The organism is Tenacibaculum sp. SZ-18 (assembly GCF_002813915.1).
GTDB lineage: Bacteria > Bacteroidota > Bacteroidia > Flavobacteriales > Flavobacteriaceae > Polaribacter.
In genome coordinates, this window is sequence record NZ_CP019335.1 from 2,297,436 (window position 1) to 2,318,817 (window position 21,382).

Consider the following 21,382-nt stretch of genomic DNA (forward strand, 5'->3'; position numbering starts at 1 on the left):
TTTTCTATTTTTTTGTAAACCAATTAAAGTTTCCTGCTCCCCAATACAAATGAATGTAACTTGCCATCACATTTTTGTATGAAAATACTTTAGTTGCTATTTCTTTTTCTCTTGCTGTATAAACTTTTGCTGTAGAATTGTATTTATCATGAATCATCGAGGAATAATGAAATTCATGCCCCCAAATCGTTTCGTCTTCAAAAACAACTTTTCTATATCCTAAATGTAATTTCTTTTGCTCCATTGTTGTACTAAAATCAAAAACTCCTGTCATGGTGAAAGAATCTCCTTCTCCATTAATAATTTGATTTCCTAAGTACATCATTCCTCCACATTCTGCCAAAATTTTAATCTCATTTTCAGCAGCATTTTTTATAGCTGTTTTCATTTTAGTATTCGAACTTAATTGTTCTAAGTATAACTCTGGATACCCTCCCGCTAAATAAATAATATCAGCCTTAGGTAGTTTCGTATCGTGAATTGGACTAAAAAACGTTATTTCACCTAACTGTTTTAAATAGGCTAAGTTTTCGACATAAGTAAATGTAAATGCTTCATCTTTAGCAACAGCTATTTTTAAAGTCTTTTTTTCTGAAAGATTAACTTGTTTCTTTGTATCTTCAATCGAAGTTTTTTTAATCGAGGTCGCAACATTTAAAAGTTCTTTTAGATTAGTATGTGTACCAATATGACTTGCTGCGTTTTCTATTAATTCTTCGAATTTATCTTCAATATGTAAACCTAAGTGTCTCGAAGGAATTTTAATATCGTCGCTTGGAGGAATATATCCTAAAGAAGGAATTCCAGCGGTTTCGCAAGCTTCTTTTAAAAATGCATAATGAGATTCTGTTCTCACAAAATTGAACAATACTCCTGCTATTTTAACTTCAGGATCAAACGTTTTCAATCCATATAAAATTGGAGCAATCGTATAGGCCATTGCCTTTGCATTAACTACTAGAACGACTGGAATATTAAGTTTCTTTGCCAATTCAGCCGAGCTTCCTTTGTCTTTAACTGCTCCATCAAACAATCCCATAACGCCTTCAACAATAGAAATGTCAGCTTTATTAGTATATTTTGTGAATACTTCTTGAATATGCGTATCTGACATCATTATACTATCTAAGTTGATGCTTGATCTTCTAGCTGCTCTGGAATGATGAATTGTATCTATATAGTCTGGTCCGCATTTAAAAGTTTGTACTTTATAGTTCTTATTACTAAAGTAACGAGCTAAACCAAGTGTTATCGTTGTTTTTCCTGAGTTGCTCCAAGGAGCTGCTATTAAAAATGCCTTTGCCATAATTATAAAGATGAAAAAGGTACATATCGTAAATTTAAAGCTTTGGCCAATTGTTTTGCTTTGCCTAGTTTCACAAAACTGTTTTCTGTATCTACAATTGTAGTATTTGATAATTTAGACAAATACATTTTGTAATTTTTCACAGCAAAATCAAATGGACTTTCATGACCCGCATTAATTTTTCCGTCAGTTAATACAAATAGTTGTACGGTTTTAGTATTTATTGATTTCAACAACTCAAACACTCTCAAAAAAGCACTTCCTAAGTTTGTTTTACCTCCAGCTTTTAATTGATAACTAGCTTCTTGAATTCGCTTACTATCTGTAGTAAAATATTGTAAAATTTTTGCTGATGAATTTTCTAAAACTACAATAGCGTATTCAATCTTTTTTGAAGGATAAGAAGCTATTGTTTTCTGAATAATGCCTTTAACAAAACCTAATTGTTTATCAACTGCCATAGAAGCACTAGTGTCTAACAAAAAAACAATTTTAGCCGATGCTTTCTCAGAAATCTGTTGATATATCTTGGTAAACTTTCGAGTTACAATATAATTTTTAATTGTCTTAACAATTGCCAAATGATCTGCTTCTTTAGCAATGTATGGACTTTTTACAAGTTCATTATTCGTTGGTAGTGCTTCTACTTTTTTTTTTGACGCCTGCGGAATAGAAAATTGTAATCCATTTTTAATATTCTCTGGAAGTTGAAACGAATTTGATCCTTGTTGAAGCTCTTTATTTTCTTTCTTCTCTTCTTCTTTTAAAGTCCGCTCACTTGAATTCTCTTTATCCTTTGACGGAGTAAAATCATTACTTCTATGCGCTAAAACAAAAGGAGCTATTTTATATAACATTGCCTTTGTAGTTTCACTTTCTCCTAATAAAGCTGCATAAGCTCTAGTAGTTTTTAATAAAAGTATATCTGCTCTTAATCCCTCTACATTGGCTTCAACAGTTAATTTAGCAGCTTCGTTTTGTACTTTTTCTGTTAATACTACGTCTACTAATTTATTTTTTGCTGAAATAATTTCTGCTCTTAATACTGATTCTTCTTCTTTTAATTGTTCATAAAATTCAGTAGAATTCGTGTCAAAATTTAAACGTTGTAATGCTATTTTTTTTCGAAGCTTAATATCTTTTGGTGTTGAAATAGCAACACTTAATCCGAATCTATCTTTTAGCTGTGGACGTAATTCTCCTTCTTCAGGATTCATTGTACCAACTAAGCAAAATCTACTATCTAACCATTCAGAGATCCCTTCTCTTTCTAAATGATATCCACCAGATGCAGCAGCATCTAATAGCACATCCATTAAGTAGTCATTCAACAAGTTGATTTCATCTATATATAAAAATCCTTGATGTGATTTTGCTAATAAACCTTTATCTACAATAGTTTTTTTCTGATTAATAAGTGCTTCTAAATTTACACTTCCTAATACACGGTCTTCAGTTGCGCCAATAGGTAAGTTTACAAACGGAAAATCTTCTCCCATTAATTGACTTAATGCTCTAACCGTGGTTGTTTTACCTGTTCCTTTATCTCCAGTTGCTAAAACTCCTCCAATAGTTGGATCTATTAGATTCAGTAGCAAACATAATTTAAAATCATCTTGACCGACAATTGCTGTAAATGGAAAATTAATTTTGTTTTGCATACTAACCTAATAAAGTTTTATATACCCAAATGCCTCCAATTATTATTGATATAATTCCTATTGATGCATTTAACCATTTAAAAATTGACATGTTTCGTTCTATAAATCTACTCATCGTAAAAATAAGCACATAACTATAGGCAGCCATGGCAAAAATAACACCCAAAGATTCTATAACTAAAATCCAAATCGCCTCAGCAATTGTACTTGCACTAATTACTAACGCAGATGTTAATGCACCTCCAGTACCTGCTAAACCATGTAACATACCGACCCAAAAAGATCTATTGATTGGATTCATTGCTATTTCCTCTCCCGATTTACCATGTAAGTGAATTATATTATTCGGATCGTGTTCATGTTCTTCAATTTTTTTGTGATCCGACATCATGTCTTTTAATTTATGATTTCTTCTGATTGCTGTAATTCCTAACCAAATCATAATTGGTCCGACTGCCAATTCAGCAAAATATGAGATGTCTTCGATAAATGATAATAATACCGATCTAAATAATAATGCTATTCCTCCGAAAAGTAATAAAGTAACAGAATGACCAAAAGCCCATTGTGAAGCTGTAAAAACAGTTTTTAAAGTTACTTTTTTCTTGTTAATTGCGTTTTCCGCAGCTAATACTGAAACGGCAGAAACGTGATCTGGTTCAAAAGAATGTAAAACTCCCGCGATTAATGGACGTGTAAAGTTTAAAAAACTCATACTTTTTTATAGGATATAACTTGGTTGTTGTTGTTTATTAAATACAAATTCAATGTCACATTTGGCGCTATTTTACAACAATGCTCGTAACATTTTTGAAGTAACATTTGATAAAAAGGTTCTTCTGCATCAAAAGTAAAGATTTCTTGCAACCTACCTGCCATATTTAGTGCTAAAACCTTACTAGAAATTTCTTCATTATAACCAGAATCTAAAGCCAGTTTGTAAATAAAGTTTTTATCCCAAGTTGCTTTGTTACTATGTGTGTTTGTATGACCTTTAGCTAATTTAGAAGCCTTGCCTAACATGATTCCCATATTCACAATTTTTATAGCTTTTTCTTTCTGGATTTTCTCAAAAGTTTCTTGAATCCAATTTCCATAATGAATACAAGCTACTTCTGGGAAATCAGGAAAAATGCTTCGAAGTGATTTTTCGCTTCTTGCGCCAGAATTAATTAATAATTGAGTTTTATTATTTGCCAAGGCAACATCTATTCCTTGTTGAATACTCGCTATGTATGACGCCGCAGAAAACGGAGTTACGATGCCAGAAGTCCCTAAAATTGAAATTCCATATAAAATTCCTAAACGACCATTTAACGTTCTTTTTGCTAGTTTTTCTCCATCTTTTACAGAAATTTCTATAGTAACTCCTTTATCGGTAAGGTTATAATCTGATAACATTTTATGACATACTGTAGTCATCATTTTTCTAGGAACAGGATTAATTGCTGGTTCACCAACAGCTATTTCCAATCCAGGTAAAGTTACTAAACCAACACCTTCTCCTCTTTTAAAAATAATTTTCTTAGTTGTATTGAATGAAACTTTGGCTGTAATTTCTGCAAGATGGGTAACATCCGGATCGTCACCAGCATCTTTAACAGTAGTAATTACACTTCTTTCTTTAGAAATAGTAGCATTTTTTAGATAAAAGATTGCTGTTTCTCCCACAGGAAGTAATACTGATACTTTGTCCTGTTTCTCCTGAGAGATTAAACCTAATAAAGCTCCTTTTACACAAGCTGTAGCACAAGCTCCTGTTGTATATCCTTTGCGAAGAGGTTTATCGGGTATTTCTTGTAAATCACTCAATATATGCTATAATCGTTTGATTCAATTCTTCAATAGAATTTATACAAAGATACCTATTTGACACCAAAGGCTTTTTTAAAATAACTATTGGAATATGAGTTTTAAGCGCCGCAGAAATTTTTTGATCTAATTTTCCATTCACTCCACTTTCTTTCGTAAATATTATATCTGGTTTAAGCTCTTTGTACAAATTAATTTCCTCTTCTACATTTTGAGGATATCCAAAAAGCAATTGTGACGAAGGATAATTTGCTTTTTTTGCAATACTTCTGGAAACATCTCTATCCAGAATTCTAAACCAAGATTTATTATTTTCCCAATATGATTTGAGCCTAGTGATTGTCTGAACTCCAGAAAGTGCTAATATTGATTTATACTGTCTTTTATTAAATTCACATAGTGACTCTTCATAAGAATTTGTATAGGTTACAAGTTTATGTTTCACTCTTGCGGTAAATTCTCTTTCGAAACGAATTATTGGAATATCATTTTCAATTGAAGCAACTGTATCATGAAGAATTTCAGCAAATGGATGAGAAGCATTAACAATACATTTGATATTATTAGCAATACAAAACTGCTCTAATTCATGCTTTGTTAATGCTCCATTTATCGGAATTCCTTTACCTTTAAATGAAACTTTCGTTTTGGTCGAATAGTAATAAGGAATACAAGCTTCATCTAAAAATGATGCTACTTGCTTGCCTTCTGTAGTTCCACCAAAAACCAGTATCATATTAAACTATTTTACAAGTTTTGCCTTTTTCCTAAAAATGTGATGCCAATTATCATCGTACAACCAAGACCTATTCTTTCTTGCACCAACAGCTTCTCCAACAACTATTAAAACCGTTCTAGTTAATTTATTATCCTTTATTATTTGAGTCAATTCTGTCAGTTTCCCTGTCCATACCTCTTCATCTTTCCAACTTACTCGGTATAATACGGCTAAAGGAGTTTCAGGTGGATAATGTTCTAGTAGTTCCCCTTGAACTTTCTTTGCTATTCCTGCACTTAGAAAAATACACATTGTAGCACGCAATTTTGCCATATCAGCAATATTTTCATGTTCAGGTGTAGGTGTATTTCCTTCTCCTCTTGTTAAAATTATTGTTTGGGCAACTTCTGGAATGGTAAACTCGGATTTTAAATAAGCGGCAGCTGCCTGAAACGATGAAATTCCTGGCACAATAAAATAGTCATATCCTTTGGCGTCAAAAATGGTCATCTGTTCCTGAATTGCTCCATAAATAGAAGGATCACCTGAATGTAACCTTACTATTTTTTTTCCTTGCTCATAATAACTATCCACAATTTCTATTTGTTCTTCCAGAGTCATCGAAGCAGAATTTCGAACCAAAGCACCTTCTTTTGCCATATGTGTTAATTCCTCTGGAACTAAGCTCCCAGCATATAAAATACAATCTGCTTCCTCCAATAATTGCTGACCCTTCAAAGTTAAAAAGTCAGGATCTCCAGAACCAGCTCCAACAATTGCAATGCTTGGTTTTCTAGCAAAATCAGTAACTAAACTGATTGCATAAGTGAATTTTTTACCAGAATCGGTATTTACTTTTGTTTTCTCTACCAACCATTCACTTTCACTAGCGATTAAGGCTGCAGATGCTTCGGAAACACCATAAACTCCTACTTTTTTCTTAACTACTTCTGATGGATTTGCCACATCGATACTATTAAGTTCGTCTCCATTATAGGTAATTAGTGGAATATCTAATTTGGTAACGATGTTGAGATAAGCTTGTTCTTCTGCTTTAATATCAGCAGAACCAATAGCCATTACACTTTCAATTGCCACTTTCTGCTTTTGCAACTCCTCACGTAACATTTTCTCAAAGAGTTCTGGTTCAATATCCTTAGAACAACCACTTCCTAGTGCAATACATTTTGGATAAAATGCTAATGTCGGTAAATCTAATTCAATTAACTCGTAACCTACATATACTAAAGCTTCATATTTGTCTCTAACGACATTATCTAAACTGTAATAAATGGTAATAAAATCCGGACAGGTTTTTTCTAAAAATTCAGTTCCTTTATCTTTTACTTTTAAAACTAAAGCAATCGGTTTTCTGTTAACAAATGAGGAAATTATAGTATTTAATTCGGTGTTACATTTCTGAGTCCAACCGTATTGTTCTGCTAACATATCTAAATTCCACAAATCTTGTAAATCACTAGATGTCGAAACAACAGGAGTTGCTTGTAATATTCTACTAATTTGAGCCGTTAGTTCATTCGCTTTACCTACATGTCCGCTTAACACAGACTGTGCAAATTTTCCTTGATCATCGATATTAACTACCGCAGGATCTGTTTTTTTATCTTGAATTACATTTGCAATACTTCGCACACAAATACCTAAAGCTCCAATAAAAAGCCAAGCATCGTATTTATGAAATGAAGCTTCTATTAACTCCTTTACAGAATCAATCCGTTTTATATCTTTTGTTTCTTCAACTGCTCTTGTTGTAAAAACTTTACTTCTGTAAAACTCATTTTGTAATGTTATAGCAATATCTGATCCTTTATCTGTAAAACTGATAATTGCTACTTTTAAAACTTGCTCTGCCATACTATTACTTTCCTTCTGTTTTAGTTGCTTTTAATAAGCATATCGGATTATGCAAATCTAAGGTTAAATTTATCTCTTCTACTAATTCCCATCCTAGGATTTTACAACTCTCTTTAAATATTTTATTACTCCTTTCTTTCACTGTATTCATAACAATAATTGCATTAGGAGTAATGACTTGATTCACTTTTTTTAGCAACTCTTCTAATCTACCTCCATGTCCGCCAATAAAAACTGTATCTGGTTGACTATAATTTTCTATATCTTGTTCAAAAAAATCACCTATAACTCCTCGAATTCCTGGGACTCCGAATGTTTTTTGATTCTGATAAAGTATATCTTCACATTCTTCTCTTTTTTCAAAAGCTATAACTTCTATATTAGGATTTTTCAACTTTGCTTCAATAGCAATTGAGCCTGTGCAGAATCCGATATCCCAAAATACTTTTGTTTTTAGTATTTCTAATAAATGTAAAGTCGTTAACCGAACTGGCATTTTCGTAATCATATTGGGTCTACCTGGTAATCCTTTAAAATTTCCATCCTTAATTCCAAAATGCTTTTCTCTTTTCTCTATTCTATGCAATAACACACAATTCAATTTATGATAATCGTTGTTTAGAGCTTCTGATAATTTTAAGGTTTGAACTTTTTCCTGTTCACCTTCTAAATCTTCTCCGATACTTATTTTATAATTTGTAAATCCATATTCAAGTAATCGCTTTGCTATTGCCTTTGGACTTTTAACCACATCTGTTAATACGCCAATCAAACTTTTTTGTTGAATTAATACAGCATCTAGTGCTTTCCAAGTTCTTCCATGTACACTAACCGCTATTAACTCATTACTATTGGTATTTGTTTTATTTGCTAGTAATTGAATCGAACTAAAATAAGGCTGAGTATGGATTACAGCATTTGGATATTTATTCTGAAGTGTGTTTGAAAAACCATAAAATAATGGATTTCCAGAAGCAAATATCACAACATTGGTTTGTAAACTTTCATACTCCTGAAATACAGTTACCATAGGACTTTTAATATATATCCATCGGTAGTTTTCGGGAAGTACATCTTTAACCAATTCAAAATGACGTTTACCTCCACTAAAAACCTTTGTATTTCTAATTAACTCGTTTTGTTCATTGGAAAAAACAGGTTTTGAATTCCCTATACCAATTACATGAAATATCATTAATACTTTTCTTGAATTACAACTTCTTGCTGAAACTTTTTATAGTCCCACTTTTTAATTTCTAATTCGGGTTTATTATAGAACTTATCTGTATAACCGAAACATAAATATCCAATTAATTGATTGTCAACAGGAGCATTTAAAATATCTTTCACTTTTTTAGGGTCTAAAATACTTACCCAACCCATGCCTATATTTAGTGACCTTGCCATTAACCACATATTTTGAATTGCACAAACTACGCTGTATTTCCCCATATTCGGCATACTTGTTTGTCCTAATACCGGTTCTTTTTTAGGCTTGTAAAACACCGCAATATTTAATGGAGATTCAGTAATTCCTTCTAACTTTAATTGAAGATATTTTTGTTGCTTTTCATCTGAAAATTGAGTTATTGCTTTTTCATTTTCTTTTTGAAATGAACTACGTATCGCTTTTTTAGTTTTTTCATCATAAATAATAACAAATTCCCAAGGCTGTGAAAATCCAACTGATGGTGCAGCTAGGGCAGCTTGTAAAATTCTATCTATATCCTCTTCTCCAATAGGATCTTTTTTAAAATGATTTCCTCTAACATCTCTACGATGCAGTAGAATTTCTTCTAGAACCTGTTGTTCTTTTTCATTGAAAAAACGTTGTGTTTCACTTTCCATCTTTAGGATAATTCTAATTTAGAAACTTCATCAAAAGTAAAAGCTGCATTTACAATAGCTGCTGCAAAATTACTTCCACCACGCCGTTCTGTAATTAGCGCAAATGAAGTCTCTTTTTGCATTTTTAAACGTTCTTTAGATTCTATCACATTTATAAATCCTACTGGTGCTCCTACAATTCCTACTGGTTGTATTGTTCCTTCATGAACTTGATCTACAATTTCAATTAAGGCTGTTGGTGCATTTCCAATTACAAATAATGCGTTTGGATATTTCATAGCAGCACGTTTAATCCCAGCCTGAGATCTGGTTAATCCTTCTTCTGCTGCTAGCTTTAGCGTTTCTTCATCATTTAACAAACAAACAACTTCATTGTTATATTTTCCAGTAAAAGCTCTTGTGATTCCTGCTTTTACCATAGTTACATCAGTAACAATTACTCCACCATTCTTCAAATAATCATTCCATTTTTCAATAGCTCCTTTCGAGGTTTCTATATAGTTGATATAATCGAAATCTCCTGAAGTATGGATACAACGAATAGCTGCCCATAAATGATCTTTATCTAGATTTTTTTCAGGTAAATTCTCTAAGATTTCTCTAAAGCTTGCATCCTGAATTTCTTGTCCGGTTTCTGGTTTTCTATTTAAATATCCTCTTGGTGTAATTAAATGATCTCTATACCTAAATGTTTGGCTATTTCCAATCATGACAACACTGAACATATCTACGTCTTCTACATTTAATTCTCCTAGCGTTGTTATTTGAATATTTTCTTCTGTTCTTCCCAATTGCTTACAAATAGCGATAGGTGTTGATGCTTCTCTATACTTTAAATAGATGTTTTTTAAAGCTTGTAATTGCCAATATCTCTTCTTACTTCTTGGGTTATACAATCCTGTAACAAAATCACCTTGAGCTGCCGCTTTTATTCTCTTTTCAATAGTTGTCCATGATGTCATTAAATCAGACAGAGAAATACAACAAAAATCATGTCCTAAAATTGCTCCTAGTTTGCTTCCTGCTGTAATAAATGCTGAAATCCCTGGAATAGTTTCTACTGGAATTTCTAATTGTTGTTCTGCTACTTTCTGATATACAATAGAAGCCATTGCGTAAATACTGGCATCTCCAGAACCAATAACAATTACATTTTCTCCTTTTTGAGCATATTCTATTGCTATTTCTGCTCTTTTTTCTTCTTCACTTAACTCTTTTCCAATACAAACTGCATTAGGTTCTATTAAATGTTGAATGAATTGAAAGTAGTAATGATACCCAATAATTACTGTTGCTTTTGCAATTACTTCTGCAGCCATAGGAATCATATATTGATGATTTCCCGGACCTATTCCAACAACTTTAATCATTTATTCTGTTGTTTTTTATAATTAAAAGGGAGAAATACGGTATTTCTCTCTCTGAAATTTCTTGTAAGTTCGTGGTGATATACTCTTGATCTGTTCCTAAACGTTCACAATAATAAAATTGCCATGTTTGTGTTTTCAATTGATCGTAAAAATGCTTCCAACTTGTTTTTACTTTCATTAATACTAAAGTATCTACACTATTAAAATATGTTGCAATCTCTTCAATGGTTTTTACTCTCGGTACTATCGCGATTTTATCGTTTAAAAGGCTTAATGGAACTTGATGTTTTGCCGCTCCTAGGCTAAAGGAATTAATTCCTGGTATTAACGAAATTGGTACGTTTAATATTTGTAAATGTTGCATTATGTAAGTGAAAGAAGCATATAAACTCAAATCTCCTTCACAAACAATTGCTACTTTCTTTCCTTGATTAGCTAATTTCTGAATTTCAAAAGCTGTAGTTTCATAAATTTTTTTTGATTGTGATCTATCATCGGACATTTCTAAATAGAACCCTCTAAGATCTTTATTCCTTAAATTATGAAACTCTAGTAACGGATAAACGAAACTCTTTTGAACACCATTAAAAGTAGAACCTGGATAAAATATAACATCGCTTTCTTGTAAAATACGTAATGCTTTTATAGTTAACAATTCAGGGTCACCTGGGCCTAAAGCCACTCCATATACCATAGGTTATTTTTTCTTCTTTCGTTTGTAAAGAAATAATTGCCATTTTTCTTCTGCTACACCTTCTTTATCCATTTCAGCTCTAGCCATAGTAAAAAATAAATCCGATAATCTATTCACATATGCCATAATATACTCTTCAACACTTTCTGAATCTTCCTGCATTAAGGTTACTAAAGTGCGTTCTCCTCTACGGATTTGAGTTCTACATACATGACATAAGGCAGAAATTTCGTTTCCTCCTGGTAAAATAAAATAGTCTGAAGGTGAACTAATACTTCCTTCTAGAGCATCTAACCATTCCTCGCAGAATTCTGCACCATCAATAGGTTTCGGATTTGGATTTTCTTTTTTAGAATCTGATGGACGTGCTAAATGTGACATCATATCCATCATATCTTTTTGAATACGATGTAAATTATTTTGCCATTCATGTTCTGGGCCTAACTTTGCTCTTAATAAACCGATTGTTGAGTTTACCTCATCTAAAGTTCCAATGCATTCAATTCTCGCAGAATTTTTATAAGTACGTTTTCCTCCAAAAACTCCAGTCTTTCCTAAATCTCCTTTTCTTGTATATATCTTCATTTATTAAGCTATAACAGTTAATTTACTTTCAATTGCTTTCTCTAAATCGCTTTCAACTAATTGTTCTCCAATAATAACTAAACGAGTTCCCCTATTTTCTCCTTCTTTCCATTTTCTATCGAAATAATTTTCAAATCTACTTGCAACACCTTGGACAATCATACGCATAGGTTTGTATGGCACGTCAATAAAACCTTTAATTCTATAAATTTCAAATTCCGCAACAAGCTCTTCTAAAGCTCTTATTAATTGCTTTGGTGTATGTGGTACTTTAACCGATAATACTAATGAGTTAATTGTATCATCATGATCGTGATCATGGTGGTGATGGTCATGATCGTGTTCGTGATGATGATGATGTCCATGTTGATCATGGTCGTGATGGTGATGATTTGCTTCGTGGTGTGAATGTTTTTCTTCAATGAAATCTTCAGATTTCGCATCTAAGCCTAATATAACATCAACAGGAATATTTCCTTTTACACCAGAAATAATCTTAATTTGATTTCCAATTTTATTCTGAATAATATCTCTTACTTCATTGAATTTTTCTTCATCTATTAAATCTGACTTTGTCATGATTACTAAATCCGCACATGACAATTGATCTTCAAATAATTCTTCAATTGAAGACTCATGATCTAAACTATCATCTGCTAAACGTTGCTCTTGAACTTTCGCTCTATCACAAATTTCTCCAGTAGCTTGCCCCACGCTATCCACAACAGTAACAACTGCATCTACTGTAATTTGCGGTTTTAAATCTGGCCAATTAAATGCTCTAACTAATGGCTTAGGTAAAGCTAAACCAGATGTTTCTATAATGATATGATCAATTTGATCTTTGCGCTCCATTAACTGAAGCATTGTTGGTAAAAATTCTTCTTGTACAGTGCAGCAGAGACACCCATTACTTAATTCTAAAATATTCTCTTCTTCACATCCACAGTCATTTCCTTTTAAAATCTCTCCATCCATTCCTAACTCTCCAAACTCATTCACGATGATTGCTAAACGCCTACCATTGGCATTTTTTGCTATTTGATGAATTAATGTAGTTTTACCAGACCCTAGAAATCCGGTTATAATGGTTACTGGTATTTTGTTTGTAAACATGGTATTTTCAGATTTATTTGAGTCAAAAATACGGGTTTTAAATTTCTTTTAAAACAGTAATTACACAAAGAAATTATATTTAAAATATGTTATTTGAAAAAATAGAAATCTTCCAATCTTCTAAAATATATTACTCAATCATGATAAAATTTCGTAATTAACGATACACCTTCAAAAAGAATTCTAACTAATTAAACATAAAACTACACCTGTTTATGTATAAACATATCAAAAGGTTATATTTTTTGAATTCAAAATAATCTTAAAATTAAATTTACTGTTATCTATTATTTTATATCACAGAGAACCCCAACTATTACCAAACTAGTCTATCAATTTAATTTTCCAATAATTGTCAAAAACACAACTCGTAATCCAGTATTTTATCTATATACTTGTGGTTTTATACATTTTCCTCTTTAAATCATTTAGGAATCTTCAAGTTGTATTGGACACTCAAGATTTTCTAGTTTGTATTAATTCTTTTAAAAACCATATTGCATTTAGATTGTAAATTAATATCTACGCTTAAAATAAAACAATATGTAAGGAATGATATTATTCTTTTATTTGAGCGAGCCACCAAAACAAATAGATTGAATATTTCGTTTCAAATTAACGCATAATCCAAAATTGAAATATTCAGGATGAAAAATTTTGTCATAATTAACTCTTTATTTATTCTGAGTTTATCATTAGTACTTCATTTTTAATTTATTGATACAAAAATTAAATGAAAATTAATTTCTAAAAAATAACCTTACTGTTAATATTTATCTAAATGAAGACACAAATAGTAAATAAATGTACTTATTATGAAATCAAAATTCCACATATTCTTTTTTATCGCTTTCGTAACATCAATTCAAATCGCTGATGCACAATTTTTTAAACGATTAAAGAATAGAGTTAATCAAAAGGCAAAAAGTATTGAAAATAAAGTTATCAATAAACTCGATAAAAAAATTGACACAAAAATTGATAAAACAATAGATCAAACTGTAGAAACTAAAGAAAATAAAAAAAGAAAAACAGCTCCAAAAGAGGAAGCGACAAGTTTAAAAGAAAAAGATTTTGGTGATGTAACTATTAATCACTCCAAAACTTATGGAAATATAACTTTAACAGAAGTTAGACAGATAAAAGTAGATAAAACCAATACAGGTTACAACATTTATGGAAATTGGTGGTCACATAAAGCAGATGTTTATGATGGCTTTTTTCTCACTCTAGTTACAAATAAGGACTTGAAAAACAATGTAAAGACGAAAGCTACTTTTAAAATTCCAGAGGAAGCATCACTCAAAGTTGGGTATGACCCAACACTTCCTTACAATAAAGAATCAGAAGATGGTTTTAGTCGTGCTATCACAGAAAATTATCAAAAATACAATATCACCAAAGGAGAAGTTCATATTGATGAAATTTCTGATAACAACATTAAAATTAGTTTTTCTGGAAGGACCTCTCTTACAAAACTTAACAAAAATTCAACTAATGAAATCTATAATAAGATACCATATGACGCTACTGTAAGTGGAAATATCGATGGTAAAACTCCTCTATTTCAAAATCAAGAAACCATTGTTAAAAATAATACTAAAAATGATAAGCCGTCATCTAGGGAATTAGACAATTTAGACACTAATAATACTCACACTACAACACCTGGAATTTATCAATTTAGTCACGAAACAATTACAAAAATTACAGTTCCAAAAGAAGACAAAAATTATGAAATATCCTATCTATTAAATCCCAACGCAAAATATATCGCAATACGAGCGGACCTAGGAGCATATTCAAGCGGAGGAATGGAAGGAGAATCTATTATTGTTATGGATAATGAAAATGTACAAATATTTGTAGAAAGTAATGGTATGAAAATGCGTTTGTCCAATGGAATGATGGGGCAAGAAAAAATGAGTGACTTAACCAATCAAATGAACAAGTATAATTACAAAAAATTAAAAAAAACAGGGAATTCTAAGACTATTCTTGGTACAATTTGTTATGAGTATGCAATGGCTGATAGTACCACAAAAATTAACTTTTGGGCCGCTCCAAGTATCAAATTACCAAACTGGTTTGTTCAAGAAAAAGGAGTTATAGATGGATATATAATGGAGTATACAATCCAGTCGAAAGAAGGAAATATGACGAGTACAACAGTCGCAATTAAAGATCATATTAACAAAGTAATTGACTCAAAGGAATACAAAAAAATGTTTTAATGAAAAAAAGAAAACTAATAAATAAAGCCTTACCTAAACTAGTAAGGCTTATTGTGATCGACATAGTTTTTATACATTTAACCTTCGTTGAATTCCGCTTCTAATCAATTGTTTCGGGTATCACTAAAATCATCATAAATGATAATATTAATTTCTAATTGACTTCTGTTCTAAAAATAGAACAGAAAAATCCCATCTAAACCACTACTATATCAGAATCTATTTGTAAAAACTCCGATATTCAGCACAATGTCGGCATATTCTTTTGTGCCTTTAAGTACGAAGTTAAGAAAAAGAAAAGTAGAACAATAAACGTTGAGGATGTTTGTAAATAGGTTAGAACTAGCAATAAATAGTATGCTATATTGAAGATCGTTATTTTTGGCATTCTATTTACACTTTCATTAGTCATTTCATTCAATTTCAATTTGTCTTTTTATCTATTCTTAGATATTAGGTTAATGATACTATCTGAAAACCAACTATTTTTAAATTTATTCAAGCATATTTTTTTCCATATTTAGCTGAATTTTGGTATTTTTGTCAACCCAAAAATTTATTGTAATATTTGTGGGTTTTAAAATAATTTAAATTGTAAATCAGACTCTATGAAACGTCTACTTTTATTATTACTAGTGTTGCCTTCGTTTGTGACAGCTCAAGAAAAAATTGGTAACAAAATATATAAATACGGGGATCTCTATCACTCAATAGAGGGAGCTACCTTAATTTCATTTGATGAAGCAAAGGCAAAATTGATGAGTAAAACTCTCGAATACTTTACGGATGCTGGAGCTAAGATAAAATCTTACAATTCTCTTTTCTTTCCAGGTTCTGAAGTATCTGAGGATGCTTTTGCAAAAACCCTCGACAAGAATAATATTAAAACCTTAATCTCAGTTGATGTTATAGATTCTTCAGAGGCTACGATGAGCAGAACCACCTCCTCTGCATATTCTTCGGTAAACAATAAAAGAGAAAGATCAAGCTCTGCAACTAACAATGGATGGGCGGGAAAATACAAAGCAAATTCTAATTCTTCATCTGGTTCTGTAAGTACAACACAAAACGTTAATTTCATTACCGAAATGAGTTTACGTTTAACAATTTATTCTAAAAAAGATGGCTTTAGTGCCCCTGTTGCTGTGGTTGAAGGAAGAGCTACAAATGGAAGCCCAGATACGAAGCCTGACCAACTTGCAAGGAGAATTGTAAGAAGAATGGTCAAAGCCTTAGTGAAGCAAAGAGCTTTTTAGTATTTGAGTTAAAGCTTGCTTTTTTATCATTAAATAAGCTTGTTGGTATTCAATATAAAAAAAACGTTCCTAGCGAAACCTTAAATGGTCTAGACGTACTATAATCTTTGTAAGATCGAATTTTTTGATGGACCAGATTATAGAAGCCTTTTGACAATTAGATCATCTAACAAATAAAATTAGCGAATGGGTTTACTGAAGTGTAAACCAATTCGCTTTTTCTATCTATAAGAACTTGTTAATGTATAAATTGTCGTTAATGATTTCATACAGATCCTATCTTGACAATTCTTCGAGAATGATTATCATACGAGTCACTTTATGACTTCAAAATCACAATCTTTCTATAACCTTTTTGTTTATTTTAATGTTACACGCTTTCCATGTAGTATGCTATCAAAGACCTAGTCGAGATATAATTGGTATTTTAAAATTCAGTAAATACGTTCAGTAATTGCATTTTCGTAACAATGATTCTCTTCTGTAATACTGTTTCCGATCTTGTTTTGCTTATAAATTTTCTTTAAATCTTTTGTAGTCATGTTTTAATGAAGGTTTGCCTCTAGTTTTTCCAATAATCCAGGGTTAGATGGTCTTATCTCTTCAGGATTAATAACTTTACCTTCTTTGTCTAAAAATATAAATCTTGGTAGAGCACCAATATCGTAAAATTTAACAAAATCTGAATTTGCACCCGAATAAAGTTGGGTACCTTCAATTGAATTTTCATCGATATATTTTTTCCATTTTTCAAACTTTTCATCGGTACTTACCGAAATTATTTTTATTTCATTGCTCTTGGAGAAATATTGTTCTAACTTTCTTAAAAAAGGATACTCTACTTTACAAGGTTTACACCATGTTGCCCAAACATCGATATAAACATATTTCCCTTTAAAGTCTTTTAATGATTTAACGTTGTTCTTTAAATCTTTGAATTTAAAATCGTTACCAATTTTACCAATTAGTGAGGCTTTGTATAAGTATTTGATGTTTTTTTGCTTAAGAATTTCGGAAAAGTCATTGAATTTTTGGTCAACATAAGAGCTAAGGCTATCGACTATTTTTAAAGCTTTTCCCTTTTCATTAATTAAATTACTTTTTTCTTTAATCATATTCTCTAGCTTATCCTCCTCTATTCCATTGCGAACTATTTGAGTCAATTCGTTCTGGTAATTCTTGGAAAAGGCTAAGAAGTTGTTAGGTGTCTCAAAACTCCCAGAATAGTTTACAGATTCAAAAAGTTGATTCTCATCTATTGAAAGTATTATGTTACTATTAGAGGAAATAAAGAGCTCTCCTAAACTACCTTGTTTTCCATCAATAAATGAATAAATTTCATATCGTTTAGTTTCAGAAATATTTAAAGTATCCGTAACACTATTTGATTGTTTGAACCTAATTGTAGACTTTATTTCCCAAGAGTTTTCTTTGTCATATATAATCAGACTGTCTAATTGTTTATGATTTTTAATACTAACTTGTAAAACAGAAAAGGTATTTTCTTTTTTATCTTCACAACTTAAAATCAGATTAGAAAGCAGAATTATTATTACAGATAGTTTTAAGAATTTATATGTCATGATTTGTGGCTTATTAATGTATTTAAATTGCGATTAGTCCTGCAATTGATTTTTTCATTTGTTACACAATTTAAAATTAGTTATAATTTTTTGTTTTATCAATTATATAGAAATAGTTTATAGGCTAATGGTTTTCCGGTAAAGGATAGTATTTTGATATTATATATAACTGCATCAATTTTAGAGTAATCAACTGTCATAAGAAACTATCTAGACATATTTCCTTTCCATAAGTAATAGGTGATAAAATTTTTGTTTTGTATACCTAAAACTTAGGTCTATATTTTCAATTTCTATTTGTGATTACTCAAATTTAGTAAGAAAAAACACATCATCTTTGCAACCCTTATTTTGAGATACAATTAACAGTTGGAACTATTTTTATTATTTTATAATTGGATGTTCAATAAAACTTAAAATGTTATTTGTTTATGCGAAACAGCGCTACTTAAAATAGTGAACTTTTAAATCAACTTTAAGTTAAAACAGTAAGTAAATTTCAGTCATTTAAATTCAAATTAACTAGAGGAAGTTGATTATCTCCAAAGACTAATATCCTTTTACTTGGAATATATTATGTTTTAATTTGATCTGTTATTCCATTAATTGTCCTTAATTGTTGGTTTTAACACTTTAAATCCTAGCATCATTACAAAACCTTGAACTAACAATCCTATTATAAGTCCTATGATATGAGAATTTAATGAGATTAGATTTTGAGAGACAAAATAATATATAGTATAAATTCCTACTGGAATATTTAGAAATAGACTAATAAAAAATCCAGGATTATATTTATGTTTTAAAAACATCCCAACATGAGACATAGCATTTATTATTGAAAAATATGCTGTCCAAATTCCTATAGACAAATCAATATAACCCGATAAAATTGCAGAAACAGGATATCCAACAAATATTATTGGAATATTAATCCAAAAAGAAAATTTTTTATCAGCGGGAAAATCACTTTCTGCAGAGCCTAATAATTCTTTATTTAAAAATTCTAGAAATCCTCCTGGCAATACATATTCTTCAAACTGATGTACGAGATAGATTACGAATTGCAGCCAAATCAGAAACAAGGAGAAATTTGTTTGAAATAAAAAAAGAAATAAGAATATTAAAACATAAATCGCTAAAAATATTGTTGATTTAAACCAATTTTCGTAGAGCCATTTCATATAATATTATTTAATTGTGTTCCTCTGAATTTATATTTTTTATGAAATGAATTTAAGAATTTCATTTATAAATTCATAAACATTAATATTTGGTGTTGCTTGCCTTATAGGATAAATCCTGAGGCTTTTAATGAGTAACCAACATAAGTTTTATATAATCCATAATATTGAAAATAAGTATTTCTATTGTATTTTCCATTATAAATTCCTAAACCATACTTATTGTCTTGCTTAGTAGCTAATTTCAAACTAATTATCAATTTCAATGATTGTTCACTAATTAGTTTTAAAGTGTACTACGATTTAGTAAAGCTTGGTCAATATCTATTAGTCGAAACAACTCCACCTTCAAACCAATCGTAAAAGTTATTTATGATACAATTCATCAATCGATTTTGGTGCAAATTCTCTTTTTGTGTTTTGATATAGAATCTCAAAAAATTTTGTCTCTTATCTGAAAAGATATCTACTAAACCAGATAGTAGGTAAAAAGAAAACAAATAAACCGAGCAAAGAATAAAACAGTTGATTGTTTGTTTTTCTAACTGTTTGAGGAAAATGTTTTTACTATACTATATATATTGAATTGTTCTGTTCTGTTGCATTTTTTATTTAAAAATGAATCACTTGATATTTCGCATGGATATAGATTTTGTATTGTTGATAAATTTAGAAATCTGTATTATTTTAAAACAAACCAATATCAGAACGCAAAACTATATTTGTATAAATGCCTTTCTATTTATAACATATCCCTGTGAAAATTATGTCTTCACCTCTGTTTACAGCTTTTTCAATTCGATCTATCCAATAATAGTTATGATGATTATTAGCATTGTAGGTTAAGCACTTACTTAACCAAATATCTAATAAATAACAGCCAAAAACTTCGTGAGTTAAAGCGTCATTCTGAAAAACATCTTGTATATTCGGATATCCGAATTCACCAAGGAGATCTTCAACTTTACCAGTTAATTTCTGATCTTCTTCAAGTTCATATCGCATTTTGTTATATTCTTCTAATGAAAGGTATATTAACTTCTCTTTAGAAATCTGAAAACTAAAATTCATTTTTTTCATAGTACTACGAGATGAACTTAAACTCATTTCAGGTAAAATAAAAAAAGATGAATCAATCGTAAAATTTTGAATGGTAAATTTCATGTGATAATTTTGAACTCTTAAATTTTAATATTTTACTTTTTTCGATACAAAGTTGTATTTTTTATTGGGTTGCAACGAAGATTATGTACATCTATTAAATAGTGTAAAATTTAACCATTTCTTACCATACTTGATTTTACACCTTTTGAGTATTACTACTTTTTTCTTCTCAATATGATACTATTAATGAATCGTAAGTCGCAGATCTTTTCCTAATCGCTGTTTAAATTTTCCAACAATATTAGCTTTACTATTGGTTCTAGTCTCACCATAATACACAAATTTAACCTTTCCAATAGATTTAAGTTTGCCTTTGTAACCTCTATCATAATCTGTCTCGTAGTAATTTATTTTTAATTTACCAATGGAAGTAAGTTTCCCAACTATTCTTGCTTTTTCACCCCAATTTGACCAACCTTCGTATTGAAACTGTCTTCCTCCCAATGATTTAATTTTTCCTCTATACCTGCCTCTTTCGGTATACCCAGCAGAGGTCCAATAGGTGATAGAGACATTTCCAATTTTGGTAAGCTTACCAACTACTCCGGAGTTTTTATTCCAGCTATTATCAGGTGCATATGTAAATGTTAAATTATTGATGGATTTAATTTGTCCGGACAACCCTGAACTTGTATTACTCGTATAATATTCTACAGAAGATACAGAATTCATAAATATTGTTGTCTCCCCCACTTGATATTTATTCTTAGGGATGCTACTATAATCTCGATTTTGTAAAAAATCTTTAGCTCTTGAACTTGACTTAAACTGATAGATTTCATCAATACTTTCGGATATTTTTATAACCCTATTTCCATCGAGTATATAAACACTTTCGATAAAACCTTCATTGGTATTAACATCGAAACTAAACTCCTGACACATTAATAATGATGGAATGATTAGAATAAGTACATTTAGAATTCTCATAGTTATTGTCTTTTTTAATATAAACACTAGGTTAAAAGAGATTTAT

Annotated in this window: 19 protein-coding genes; 2 read left to right on the forward strand and 17 right to left on the reverse strand. The window is 30.5% G+C overall.

All coding sequences use genetic code 11. The features are described from left to right. Nucleotides 1–4 precede the first annotated feature (4 nt). The 12 genes from BTO06_RS10180 to cobW are packed head-to-tail and all read right to left on the reverse strand — an operon-like array spanning nt 5 to nt 12,985. Nucleotides 5–1,306 (reverse strand): cobyrinate a,c-diamide synthase, encoded by a 1,302-nt coding sequence (locus BTO06_RS10180; RefSeq protein WP_100925203.1) that lies wholly within the window; start codon nt 1,304–1,306, stop codon nt 5–7. Between the two features lie 2 nt (nt 1,307–1,308). Beyond that, the gene (locus BTO06_RS10185; protein WP_100925204.1) at nt 1,309–2,967 is read right to left on the reverse strand and encodes an AAA family ATPase; all 1,659 of its coding nucleotides are present in this window, start codon (nt 2,965–2,967) and stop codon (nt 1,309–1,311) included. A 1-nt stretch (nt 2,968) separates the two neighbouring features. Beyond that, nucleotides 2,969–3,682 (reverse strand): hypothetical protein, encoded by a 714-nt coding sequence (locus tag BTO06_RS10190; RefSeq protein WP_100925205.1) that lies wholly within the window; start codon nt 3,680–3,682, stop codon nt 2,969–2,971. Continuing rightward, a complete protein-coding gene (locus BTO06_RS10195) occupies nt 3,679–4,779 on the reverse strand; it encodes a cobalt-precorrin-5B (C(1))-methyltransferase (protein WP_100925206.1) in 1,101 nt (366 codons plus the stop codon). The genes BTO06_RS10190 and BTO06_RS10195 overlap by 4 nt, the downstream gene beginning before the upstream one ends. After that, complete coding sequence (locus BTO06_RS10200; RefSeq protein WP_100925207.1) at nt 4,772–5,515, reverse strand: precorrin-6A/cobalt-precorrin-6A reductase; 744 nt, start codon at nt 5,513–5,515, stop codon at nt 4,772–4,774. The genes BTO06_RS10195 and BTO06_RS10200 overlap by 8 nt, the downstream gene beginning before the upstream one ends. 6 nt (nt 5,516–5,521) lie before the next feature. After that, complete coding sequence (cobM, locus tag BTO06_RS10205) at nt 5,522–7,372, reverse strand: precorrin-4 C(11)-methyltransferase (RefSeq protein WP_100925208.1); 1,851 nt, start codon at nt 7,370–7,372, stop codon at nt 5,522–5,524. A gap of 4 nt (nt 7,373–7,376) precedes the next feature. Next, nucleotides 7,377–8,567 carry a precorrin-6y C5,15-methyltransferase (decarboxylating) subunit CbiE gene (gene cbiE / locus BTO06_RS10210; RefSeq protein ID WP_100925209.1) on the reverse strand — a complete coding sequence of 397 codons (1,191 nt, stop codon included), beginning with the start codon at nt 8,565–8,567 and terminating at the stop codon, nt 7,377–7,379. After that, on the reverse strand, nt 8,567–9,220 hold the full coding sequence (bluB, locus tag BTO06_RS10215; RefSeq protein ID WP_100925210.1) for a 5,6-dimethylbenzimidazole synthase: 654 nt from the start codon (nt 9,218–9,220) through the stop codon (nt 8,567–8,569). The genes cbiE and bluB overlap by 1 nt, the downstream gene beginning before the upstream one ends. A 2-nt stretch (nt 9,221–9,222) precedes the next feature. Beyond that, entirely contained in the window at nt 9,223–10,590 is a 1,368-nt protein-coding gene (gene cobJ, locus BTO06_RS10220) for a precorrin-3B C(17)-methyltransferase (protein WP_100925211.1), read from the reverse strand. Next, the gene (gene cobI / locus BTO06_RS10225) at nt 10,583–11,284 is read right to left on the reverse strand and encodes a precorrin-2 C(20)-methyltransferase (protein ID WP_100925212.1); all 702 of its coding nucleotides are present in this window, start codon (nt 11,282–11,284) and stop codon (nt 10,583–10,585) included. The genes cobJ and cobI overlap by 8 nt, the downstream gene beginning before the upstream one ends. A gap of 3 nt (nt 11,285–11,287) precedes the next feature. Beyond that, the gene (locus BTO06_RS10230; protein ID WP_100925213.1) at nt 11,288–11,869 is read right to left on the reverse strand and encodes a cob(I)yrinic acid a,c-diamide adenosyltransferase; all 582 of its coding nucleotides are present in this window, start codon (nt 11,867–11,869) and stop codon (nt 11,288–11,290) included. A 3-nt stretch (nt 11,870–11,872) separates the two neighbouring features. Next, on the reverse strand, nt 11,873–12,985 hold the full coding sequence (gene cobW, locus BTO06_RS10235; protein WP_100925214.1) for a cobalamin biosynthesis protein CobW: 1,113 nt from the start codon (nt 12,983–12,985) through the stop codon (nt 11,873–11,875). Nucleotides 12,986–13,800: 815 nt separating this feature from the next. On the opposite strand from cobW, the gene BTO06_RS10240 reads away from it, so the two are divergent. Both BTO06_RS10240 and BTO06_RS10245 read left to right on the forward strand, forming a co-directional pair. Continuing rightward, nucleotides 13,801–15,219: a hypothetical protein gene (locus tag BTO06_RS10240; protein ID WP_100925215.1), complete on the forward strand. Its 1,419-nt coding sequence runs from the start codon at nt 13,801–13,803 to the stop codon at nt 15,217–15,219. A gap of 608 nt (nt 15,220–15,827) precedes the next feature. Next, a complete protein-coding gene (locus tag BTO06_RS10245; RefSeq protein WP_157811804.1) occupies nt 15,828–16,475 on the forward strand; it encodes a hypothetical protein in 648 nt (215 codons plus the stop codon). A 545-nt stretch (nt 16,476–17,020) separates the two neighbouring features. On the opposite strand, the gene BTO06_RS10250 is transcribed toward BTO06_RS10245, so the two are convergent. The 5 genes from BTO06_RS10250 to BTO06_RS10265 form a co-directional block, all read right to left on the reverse strand. After that, entirely contained in the window at nt 17,021–18,058 is a 1,038-nt protein-coding gene (locus BTO06_RS10250; RefSeq protein WP_100925217.1) for a TlpA family protein disulfide reductase, read from the reverse strand. Between the two features lie 602 nt (nt 18,059–18,660). Further along, nucleotides 18,661–19,242 (reverse strand): HXXEE domain-containing protein, encoded by a 582-nt coding sequence (locus tag BTO06_RS10255; protein WP_100925218.1) that lies wholly within the window; start codon nt 19,240–19,242, stop codon nt 18,661–18,663. 104 nt (nt 19,243–19,346) lie between these two features. Continuing rightward, the gene (locus BTO06_RS18490; RefSeq protein ID WP_157811805.1) at nt 19,347–19,490 is read right to left on the reverse strand and encodes a hypothetical protein; all 144 of its coding nucleotides are present in this window, start codon (nt 19,488–19,490) and stop codon (nt 19,347–19,349) included. Nucleotides 19,491–19,980: 490 nt separating this feature from the next. Next, the gene (locus BTO06_RS10260; protein ID WP_100925219.1) at nt 19,981–20,406 is read right to left on the reverse strand and encodes a hypothetical protein; all 426 of its coding nucleotides are present in this window, start codon (nt 20,404–20,406) and stop codon (nt 19,981–19,983) included. A 183-nt stretch (nt 20,407–20,589) separates the two neighbouring features. Next, nucleotides 20,590–21,336, reverse strand: coding sequence for a hypothetical protein (locus tag BTO06_RS10265; protein ID WP_100925220.1), 747 nt, complete (start codon nt 21,334–21,336; stop codon nt 20,590–20,592). Nucleotides 21,337–21,382: the final 46 nt, after the last annotated feature.

Coding starts and splice junctions, on each gene's coding strand:
- BTO06_RS10180 (WP_100925203.1), bottom strand. CDS start 1,306: ATGGCAAAGGCATTTTTAATAGCAGCTCCTTGGAGCAACTCAGGAAAA.
- BTO06_RS10185 (WP_100925204.1), bottom strand. CDS start 2,967: ATGCAAAACAAAATTAATTTTCCATTTACAGCAATTGTCGGTCAAGAT.
- BTO06_RS10190 (WP_100925205.1), bottom strand. CDS start 3,682: ATGAGTTTTTTAAACTTTACACGTCCATTAATCGCGGGAGTTTTACAT.
- BTO06_RS10200 (WP_100925207.1), bottom strand. CDS start 5,515: ATGATACTGGTTTTTGGTGGAACTACAGAAGGCAAGCAAGTAGCATCA.
- cobM (WP_100925208.1), bottom strand. CDS start 7,372: ATGGCAGAGCAAGTTTTAAAAGTAGCAATTATCAGTTTTACAGATAAA.
- cbiE (WP_100925209.1), bottom strand. CDS start 8,567: ATGATATTTCATGTAATTGGTATAGGGAATTCAAAACCTGTTTTTTCC.
- bluB (WP_100925210.1), bottom strand. CDS start 9,220: ATGGAAAGTGAAACACAACGTTTTTTCAATGAAAAAGAACAACAGGTT.
- cobJ (WP_100925211.1), bottom strand. CDS start 10,590: ATGATTAAAGTTGTTGGAATAGGTCCGGGAAATCATCAATATATGATT.
- cobI (WP_100925212.1), bottom strand. CDS start 11,284: ATGGTATATGGAGTGGCTTTAGGCCCAGGTGACCCTGAATTGTTAACT.
- BTO06_RS10230 (WP_100925213.1), bottom strand. CDS start 11,869: ATGAAGATATATACAAGAAAAGGAGATTTAGGAAAGACTGGAGTTTTT.
- cobW (WP_100925214.1), bottom strand. CDS start 12,985: ATGTTTACAAACAAAATACCAGTAACCATTATAACCGGATTTCTAGGG.
- BTO06_RS10240 (WP_100925215.1), top strand. CDS start 13,801: ATGAAATCAAAATTCCACATATTCTTTTTTATCGCTTTCGTAACATCA.
- BTO06_RS10245 (WP_157811804.1), top strand. CDS start 15,828: ATGAAACGTCTACTTTTATTATTACTAGTGTTGCCTTCGTTTGTGACA.
- BTO06_RS10250 (WP_100925217.1), bottom strand. CDS start 18,058: ATGACATATAAATTCTTAAAACTATCTGTAATAATAATTCTGCTTTCT.
- BTO06_RS10255 (WP_100925218.1), bottom strand. CDS start 19,242: ATGAAATGGCTCTACGAAAATTGGTTTAAATCAACAATATTTTTAGCG.
- BTO06_RS10260 (WP_100925219.1), bottom strand. CDS start 20,406: ATGAAATTTACCATTCAAAATTTTACGATTGATTCATCTTTTTTTATT.
- BTO06_RS10265 (WP_100925220.1), bottom strand. CDS start 21,336: ATGAGAATTCTAAATGTACTTATTCTAATCATTCCATCATTATTAATG.